This is a genomic window from Kitasatospora sp. NPDC051984 (assembly GCF_044593455.1).
Lineage (GTDB): Bacteria > Actinomycetota > Actinomycetes > Streptomycetales > Streptomycetaceae > Kitasatospora.
Genome location: NZ_JBIUCB010000005.1, coordinates 240,193 through 248,259, shown reverse-complemented (window position 1 = coordinate 248,259; position 8,067 = coordinate 240,193). Strand labels below are relative to the sequence as shown.

The 8,067-nt window shown below is 76.4% G+C and carries 6 protein-coding genes; 3 read left to right on the top strand and 3 right to left on the bottom strand.

The genetic code is table 11. From position 1 onward, the window contains the following. The coding region (locus tag ACIHEI_RS12630; protein ID WP_396606609.1) for an AAA family ATPase at positions 1-1,599 on the bottom strand (1,599 nt) is incomplete at its 3' end. 187 nt (positions 1,600-1,786) lie between these two features. On the opposite strand from ACIHEI_RS12630, the gene ACIHEI_RS12625 reads away from it, so the two are divergent. Then, on the top strand, positions 1,787-4,546 hold the full coding sequence (locus ACIHEI_RS12625) for an AAA family ATPase (RefSeq protein ID WP_396606608.1): 2,760 nt from the start codon (positions 1,787-1,789) through the stop codon (positions 4,544-4,546). Positions 4,547-4,748: 202 nt separating this feature from the next. Further along, the gene (locus tag ACIHEI_RS12620; RefSeq protein WP_387859734.1) at positions 4,749-5,717 is read left to right on the top strand and encodes a helix-turn-helix domain-containing protein; all 969 of its coding nucleotides are present in this window, start codon (positions 4,749-4,751) and stop codon (positions 5,715-5,717) included. A 31-nt stretch (positions 5,718-5,748) separates the two neighbouring features. Here the strand turns inward: ACIHEI_RS12620 and ACIHEI_RS12615 are convergent, their stop codons facing one another. Continuing rightward, positions 5,749-6,009 carry a WhiB family transcriptional regulator gene (locus tag ACIHEI_RS12615; protein ID WP_387634519.1) on the bottom strand — a complete coding sequence of 87 codons (261 nt, stop codon included), beginning with the start codon at positions 6,007-6,009 and terminating at the stop codon, positions 5,749-5,751. Positions 6,010-6,016: 7 nt separating this feature from the next. Beyond that, complete coding sequence (locus ACIHEI_RS12610; RefSeq protein WP_396606607.1) at positions 6,017-6,991, bottom strand: alpha/beta hydrolase; 975 nt, start codon at positions 6,989-6,991, stop codon at positions 6,017-6,019. A 211-nt stretch (positions 6,992-7,202) separates the two neighbouring features. On the opposite strand from ACIHEI_RS12610, the gene ACIHEI_RS12605 reads away from it, so the two are divergent. After that, positions 7,203-8,063, top strand: a complete 861-nt coding sequence (locus tag ACIHEI_RS12605; protein ID WP_396606606.1) for a LysR family transcriptional regulator — start codon at positions 7,203-7,205, stop codon at positions 8,061-8,063. The last annotated feature ends 4 nt before the right edge of the window (positions 8,064-8,067 follow it).

Sequence of the window (8,067 nt, the reverse complement as noted above, 5' to 3'; positions counted from 1 at the left end):
CGGCTTCGCGTCCAATGCGGCACCGGCTGCGGGCTTCGCGTCCAGCGCGGCATCGGCCAAGGCGCCGACTGCGGGCTCGGCCACCGGCTTCGCGCCGAGGGCGGCGTCGGCCACCGGCCTCGCGTCCAGCGCGGCGCCGGCTGCGGGCATCGCGTCCAGCGCGGCGCCGGCTGCGGGCTTCGCGGCGAGCGCGGTCTCGGATGACGGGTGCAGGGCCGCGCTGTCCAGCAGCAGGTCGAACGCTTCCTTCTGCCGGGAGGTGTGCGAGAGCGCGGCCGCCGCGGCCAGGGCGGTCAGGCGGGCGAGCCGGGGGTCGCTGTTGACGCCGCGGAAGCGCGCGTGGAGGTTGCGGACCCAGTCCGGGTCGCCGACGGAGACGGCGGCGGCCATGGCCTCGGCGAGCAGCCGGGCCTGTTCGTCGGTGTCGGTGGTGACCCGGGCGGCGTCCTCCAGGGCCTGGCCGAGCGCGAAGTCGTCGGTGGCGCGTTCGATCGCGGCCCGCAGGTCCTCGGTGAACGAGGCGTCGGGGCCGACGGTGGCGGCCACCAGGTGGCGGATCCGGTCGAGCGGGCGGGCGGCTGCCCGGTCGGCGAGGGCCCGGTGGGCCTGGGCGAGCAGGGCGGCGGGCTGCCCGCCGGCGGCGGCGGCCCGGGCCAGCGGGTGCCGGAAGACGAGGTGGCCGTCGATCAGGGCGAGGATCCCGGCCTCCTCGGCGGGCGCCCAGATCCCGAGGTCGGTGGTGCCGAGGGCGGCCATCACGGCCGACGCGTCGTCACCGGGCAGCGCGAGCGCGGCGTGGACGAGGGCGCGGCGGGTGGGTGCGGGCAGCGGGCCGAGCAGGGCGTCGAACCTGGTCCGGACGGTGTGCAGGCGGGGCGTGCGCGAGCGGGCGGCGGCCGGGTCGGTGCGGAAGGCCCGTCGGCGGCAGAGTTCCAGCAGGGCGGACGGGTTGCCCTCGGCCTCCTCCAGCACTTCCAGGCGGGCGCGTCCGGCGGGCGCGCCGGGCACCGCGTCCAGCAGTTCGGCGGCGGCGCTCGGCGACAGCGGGTCCACGTGCAGCAGTTCGGTGTCGGCGGGCAGGCTCAGCAGTACCGCGAAGTCGCGGGCGGCCAGCAGCAGCGACACGGGGCTTCCGCCGGGGCGGCGGACCAGTGAGCCCAGCAGTTCCAGGGTGGGGCGGTCGCAGGCGTGCGCGTCGTCGACGGCGATCAGCACCTGGCCCGGTGTGCCGTCCAGCAGGGCGGCGACGGCGGCCGCCGGCTCGGACCCGGCGTCGAAGGCGGCGTCCGGCACCGGTGCGAGCAGCTGCCGGAGCACCCCGTACGGCACCTCGCGCTCGGGTTCCCAGCCCTGCGCGGTGAGGACCAGGTGCCCGTCCTGCGCGGCCTGTTCGGCGGCGGTGCGCAGCAGCCGGGACTTGCCGATGCCTTCCTCGCCGAGCAGGACGAGCGCCCTGGGCGCGCCGGGTTCCTGCCGGACGCAGCGGCGCAGCGCGGCCAGTTCGGCGTGGCGGCCGAGCAGCCGGTCGATTCCGTGGGTGGAGGCCGTCCGCTCGCCGAAGCCCTCGGGGTTGTCCCGGTACGTTTCGGTGCTCGTCATCATCCACTCCGCTGCGCCCGCCGTGGTCGCCACGGCATTTCTCCCCCTCCCGGCCGATGCTGCCCGGGGCTCGACCGGTCGCGCTTCTGTCAAATGACCGGTCGTGGTCGGGAGCCGGTGTGCGGGCTGGCAGGATACCCCACTGTGTCGGGGTGATCAGGGCCTTGACCTGGCAGGACAGGAAGAAATGGTGCACACGGGCGGGAACGGGTCGGCCGCGTCGGCGATCTTCGGGCGGGCGGCGGAACTGGCCCGGATCGACGGCCTGCTCGGTGCGGTGCGGGGCGACGGCGCCCATGTGCTGGTGCTGACCGGTGAGCCGGGCGCGGGGAAGAGCACGCTGGTCGAGTGGGCCGCGGAGCAGGGTGCCGCCCGGGGGTTGCAGACGCTGCGGGTGCGCGGCAGCGAGGCGGAGCGGGAGCTGGCGCTGGCGGGGCTGCACCAGTTGCTCCGTCCGCTGCTGGGCGGCCTGGACGACCTGCCCGAGCGTCAGCGCGCGGCGCTGCGGTGCGCCTTCGGGCTGGACCCGGAGGGCGGGGCGCCGGCCGATCCGCTGCACCTGTGCGTGGGCGTGACCACGTTGATCACCGAGGCGGCGGCCCGGCAGCCGCTGCTGCTGGTGGTGGACGATCTCCAGTGGCTGGATCTCGGCTCGCTGGACATCCTGGCGTTCGTTGCCCGCCGACTGGACGGGGAGGCGGCGGTGATGCTGCTGGCGGCGCGCGAAGGAAGCGTGCCGGGCCGGTTCGACCGGGACTTCCCGCACCTGGTGGCCGGTCCGCTGTGCCGGGGGGACGCGGGGCTGCTGCTGAACGCCCAGCCTGTTCCGCCGACCGGGCGGGCCCGCTCGCAGGTGCTCCAGGAGGCGGCGGGCAACCCACTGGCGCTGATCGAGCTGTCCCGGGCGGTGGCCCGCGGCACGGGCCGGCCGGGGGCGGCGCAGACCCTGCCGCTGACCCGCCGGCTGGAGGACCTGTTCGCGGCCGAGCTCCCGGGGCTGCCGCCGGAGTCCCGTGCCGCGCTGCTGCTGGTCGCGGCGGCCGGGACGTCCCGGCTCGCGGACATCGTGAACGCGTCCGCCGGGAGCGACGTGGTCGCGGCGCTGCTGCCGGCCGAGGAGGCGGGGCTGCTGCGGCTGGAGGGCGGGCAGGTGGTGCTGCGTCACCCGCTGGTGCGCTCCGCCGTCTACCAGGCGGCGAGTTTCGCCGAGCGCCGGGCGGCGCACCTGGCGCTGGCCGACGCGGCCGGGGCGGAGCCCGACCGGCGGGCCTGGCACCTGGCCGCCGGGACGGCCGGCCAGGACGCCGAAGTGGCGGACGCGCTCGCCGAGACCGCCGAGCGGGCCCGGGCCCGGGGTGGCTACGCGGCCGCGGCGGCCGCGCTGGAGCGGGCCGCCGAGCTCACCTCGGACCCGGAGCTGCACGCGCAACGCCTGGTGGCGGCCAGCAGGGCGGCGATGCTCGCGGGGCACCCGCAGTGGGCGGGCGACCTCGCCTCCCGGATCGGCGGCCTGACGGCGGACCCGGTCGCCCGGGCCGAGGGCGAGCTGATGCGGGGGTGGGCGCTGGGTCTGACGCTGCGCCACCAGGACGCGCTGGCGGCCTCGCTGCACGTCGCCGAGTCGATGGCCGGGCTCGCGCCCCCGCTCGGCGTCGGCGCCCTGGGCACCGCCGCGACCTCGGCGTACAACACCGGCGACCCGTTCTACGGCAACGAGCTGCTGCGGATCGGCCGGCTGATCCCGCAGGAGGGGGACCCGGCCGCACGGGTCTGGTCGGAGACGACCGCCCGGCCGTTCGGCGACCGTCCGCAGGCCCTCTGGCAGCTCCACCGGGCCCGGACGCTGGCGTCGCCGGACTCGCTCGCCGACCTGGGCTTCCTGGGTGCCACGGCCTGGGTGCTGGACGAGACGGACGAGGCGGTCCGGATCCTCTGCCACGCGACGGACCTGCTGCGCCGGGCCGGTACCGCCGGTTCGAACGCCACCTTCACGCAGGCGCTGGCCCTGGCCCACGCCGAGGCGGGTTCCTGGGGGGCGGCGCAGGCCGCGGCCGAGAACGCGTACTGGATGGCCGCCGAGGCCGGGGCGGACAACGTCACCTTGGGCTCGCTGATCCTGCAGGCCACCCTGGGCGCGTTCCGGGGCGATCACCAGGCCGCGTGCGCCCGCGTCCAGGAGGCCCTGTGCGGGGTGGATCTGCGCAACTCCCGTAGTCTGCGGGCCCGTTACCACTACGCGCTGGGCATGGCCAAGGTCGTCGAGGGTGACCACGAGAGCGCCTACGTGGAGCTCCGCAACACCTTCACCCACGACTACCGGCCCGACCCGGTGCACTACCACGCCTCGCTGTACTACCTGGCCGACCTCGCCGCCGCGGCCGTTCGCGCCGGGCAGACCGACGACGCCCGGGCCGTGCTGGCGGCGGCGCGGCGCACGCTCGGCGACGGGCTCTCGCCGCGCCTGCACGCCGTCGCCGAGCGCGCGGCGGCCCTGGTCGAGGAGAGCGAGGAGGCCGCCGAGCGGCACTTCCGGTCCGCGCTGGCCGATCCGGCCGGCGACCGGTGGCCGTTCGAACGCGCCCTCGCCCGGCTCGACTTCGGCGAGTGGCTGCGCCGCCACCGGCGCTCGGCGGAGGCCCGAGGGCTGCTGATCGGCGCGCTGGAGACGTTCCGGCGCCTGGACGCCCGGCCGTGGACCGAGCGCGCCGCGGCGGAGCTGCGGGCGGCGGGCGCCGCCGTTCCGCAGGGCGCGGAGCCGGCGGCGAAGGCCGAACTGACGCCGCAGGAGTTGCAGATAGCCGAGCTGGCGGCGCAGGGCCTCACCAACCGGGACATCGCCTCCCGGCTGTACCTTTCGCCGCGCACGGTCGGCTACCACCTGCACAAGGTCTTCCCGAAGCTGGGGGTCAAGTCCCGGGCCCAGCTCCGGGACGCCCTCTCGGGGTGACCCTCCGTCGGCGGGCGGCCACGGCCGGTCGAACCGGCCGCCGCCCGCATGCCTGAGCGCGCACAGCACCGTGCACGCCGTGCCCGGCCGTGGCCGCCGCGGCCGGGTGGGCGGTCGGGGCGGGGGACGCTGGTGGTGAACGAGGACCGCACCCCGCAGCCATGGGTGTCCGGTCAGGCCACGACGGAAGGCAGGGGCACGCATGACCCTCGTCCTGGACACCGGCGACGTCCCCGAGGACACCCGCCACGACGTGTGGAGCGACGCCCTTTCCCGCGCGCTCGTCCCGGTCCGGGTGACGGCCACTGCGCCCGGTCCGCTGCTCGGCCGGGTCCGCTCGCACCGCCTGGGCCACCTGCGCACGGTGTCGTTGGACGCCGGTCCGCAGCGGATCAGCCGCCCGCCGAGCCTGTGCCGCCCGGAGCCCGCCGAGCGCTTCGCGCTGGCCCTGTGCGTCCGGGGCGAGGCGGTCTTCTCGCAGGACAGGCCGACCCGGCGGCCCGGGCCGGACGAGATCATGGTGGTGGACCTGGCCCGGCCGTTCGCCCTCAACTTCCCCCAGCCGTTCCGGCTGCACCTGGTCCACCTGCCGCAGCGCACCCTCAGCGGCCCCCGGACGCTGTCGCAGCTGGCCGGCTCGACGCTCCGGCCGGACGACGGTGCGGTGTCCATGCTGAGCATGCTGCTGACCCACGTGCTGAGCGACGCCGCGCAGTTCGGGCCGACCGCGGCCGCCCGGCTGGCCGGGCACGTCGCGGACCTGGTGGACGCGATCGCCTTCGACGAGGAGCAGGAGCCGACCACCGCCCGCGACCTCCTGGTGGCCCGGGCGCTGGCCCACGTCGACGCCCACCTGGGCCGGCCCGACCTGGGCCCCGAGTCGGTGGCCCGGGCGCTGCGGATCTCCGTCCGCTACCTCCACCGCCTGTTCGAGGACGAGGAGCTGACCGTCACCCGGCTGATCCAGCAGCGCCGCGTCGAGGCCTGCGCGCGGACCCTGGAACGGCACGGCCCGTTCGGCCCGACCCTCGCCGAGGTGGCCCGCCGCCACGGCTTCGCCAGCGCCTCGCACTTCAGCCGCGCCTTCCGGACCGCCTACGGCGTCACCCCGAGCGAGTGGCGCAGCCGGCGCGGCCACCTCTCCGCGCTGCCCGAGAGCGACGCCGCCTGACCGGCGCCGCCCGACCCACGCTGGGCACGCGTCACCTCACCGTCTGCCGGTCAGCCTCCGTCAGCCCGCCCCAGATTCCGAAGTTCTGGCCGGTGCGGACGGCGAAGGACGCGCAGGTCGGGCGGACGGGGCAGCCGTCGCAGACGGACCGGGCCCGCCGCTCGCGGCTGCGGCGGGCCTCGCCCTGTTCGCCGCACGGCGAGAAGAACAGGGCACTGTCCATGCCCCGGCAGGCGGCCTCTTCCTGCCAGCCCCACTGGCTCAGCAGCGGCGCGGTGATCGGCGGCTTCATCGCGGCCTCACCCCTGCTGCAGGGCGTCGCGCAGGGCCTGCACGGCCAGCCCGATCGCGGCCCCGGCGGCCTGGGTCGGGCGCAGCGCGTTCAGCGTCACGAAGTCGTGGATCACACCTTGGAGCCGCACGGCCGTGACCGGCACGCCCGCCTCGCAGAGCTTCGCGGCGTATGCCTCGCCCTCGTCGCGCAGCACGTCGGCCTCGGCGGTGACGACCAGCGCCGGCGGCAGGCCCTTCAGGTCCTCGACGGTGGCGCGCAGCGGGGACGCGGTGATCTCGGCGCGCTGGGTGAGGTCGGCGGTGTACTGGTCCCAGAACCACTGCATGGCGTCGCGGCGCAGGTGGTAGCCGGTCGCGAAGCCGTGGTACGACGGGGTGTCGAACGACGCGTCGGTGACGGGGTGGAACAGCACCTGCTGCACCAGCGGGACGCCGCCGCGCTTCTTCGCCATCAGGGTCAGCGCGGCGGCCATGTTGCCGCCCGTGCTGTCGCCCGCCACGGCGATCCGCCCGGCGTCCAGCCCGTGGCCCCGGCCGTCCGTGACCACCCAGCGGGCCACCGTCCAGTTCTGCTCGATCGCGACGGGGTAGCGGGCCTCGGGCGAGCGGTCGTACTCGGGGAACACCACGGCGGCGTGGGCGCCGACGGCGAGTTCGCGCACCAGCCGGTCGTGGGTGTGCGCGTTGCCGAACACCCAGCCCCCGCCGTGCAGGTAGAGCACGACGGGCAGCGGGCCGGCCGCGCCGGCGGGTTTGACGATGCGTGCCTTCACGGCGCCGGTGGGGCCGCCCGGGACGGTGACCCACTCCTCGTCCGCCTCCGGCTTGGCGATCTCCCCGGACTGGGCCTCCTCCACCGCCCGGCGGCCCTCGGCGGGCCCCAGTTGGAACAGGTACGGCGGGTTCGCCGTCGCCGTGGCGAGAGCCTGCGCCTCCGGTTCCAGGACCGGCCGCCGGCCGACCGCGTTCGCGTCAGTCACGGCGCGCTCCCTCGAAGTTGGACTTGGATTTCGCCCCACCCTAGGAACGCCACGCGCCCCGGCTTGTCCGACGACGCACCCGCCCCGCGCGGTCCGTGCACAGCTGTCGCCCGCGACGACGTCTGCCGGAGGTTCACCGGGCGGCCGCCTAACCTTGACCGCGAGAGGCCCGGGAGACAGCCCCCTGGCTGCGAGGACGGGGTGGAGCGCGATGGAACTGCGGCAGCTGGAGGTCGTCGTCGCGGTGGCCGAGGAGGGCGGCTTCACCGCGGCGGCGCGGCGGCTGCACGTCGTGCAGTCGGCGGTGTCCGGCACCGTCCGCGCACTGGAGAAGGAGCTCGGCGTCCAGCTCTTCGAACGCACCACGCACCGGGTCACCCTGACGAGCGCCGGCGCGGCGTTCGTCCCCGCCGCCCGGGCCGCGCTGCGGGCGGCGGATCTCGCCCGGGCGACGGCGGACGAGGCGCGCGGGGTGCTGCGGGGCGTGCTCACCATCGGCACCATGCAGGGCGTCTGGCTCGGACTCGACCGGGTGCTCGGCGAACTGCGCGGCGAGCACCCGGGGTTGACGATCCGGCTGCGCCAGGCGGCGGCCGTGGACATCCGCGCCGGGCTGCGCGACGGCACCGTGGACGCGGCGATCGTCGCGTTCGACCGCCAGCAGCAGCGCGGCCTGACGGTGCGCTCGCTGGCCTGCGAGGCGATGGTGCTGGCCGCCGCGCCCGGACGCGACTTCGAGCTCCCCGACCGGGTGCGGTTCGAGGAGCTCGCCGGGCTGCCGTTCGTCGACTTCGCCCCGGGCTGGGCGGTCCGGTCCGCGGTGGACCGGGCGTTCCGCACCGCCGGCGTCGAACGGACGGCGGTCTTCGAGGTCAACGACATCGTGGCCGCCGCCGAGTTGGTCCGGCACGACCTCGGGGTGTGCGTCCTGCCCGAGTCGATCGCCGCGCACTTCCCCGACCTCGCGCTGCGCCGCTTCACCCGCGGCCAACCCCGGTGGGACGTCGCCGTGGTGTGCCCCGCCGGGGAACCGACGCCGGCCGTGGCGGCGCTGCTGCGCCACCTCGGCTGACGGC

Bases quoted from the DNA above. Each gene is read 5' to 3' on its own strand.
- ACIHEI_RS12620 (WP_387859734.1), top strand. From the start codon at position 4,749: ATGACCCTCGTCCTGGACACCGGCGACGTCCCCGAGGACACCCGCCAC.
- ACIHEI_RS12615 (WP_387634519.1), bottom strand. From the start codon at position 6,009: ATGAAGCCGCCGATCACCGCGCCGCTGCTGAGCCAGTGGGGCTGGCAG.
- ACIHEI_RS12625 (WP_396606608.1), top strand. From the start codon at position 1,787: ATGGTGCACACGGGCGGGAACGGGTCGGCCGCGTCGGCGATCTTCGGG.
- ACIHEI_RS12605 (WP_396606606.1), top strand. From the start codon at position 7,203: ATGGAACTGCGGCAGCTGGAGGTCGTCGTCGCGGTGGCCGAGGAGGGC.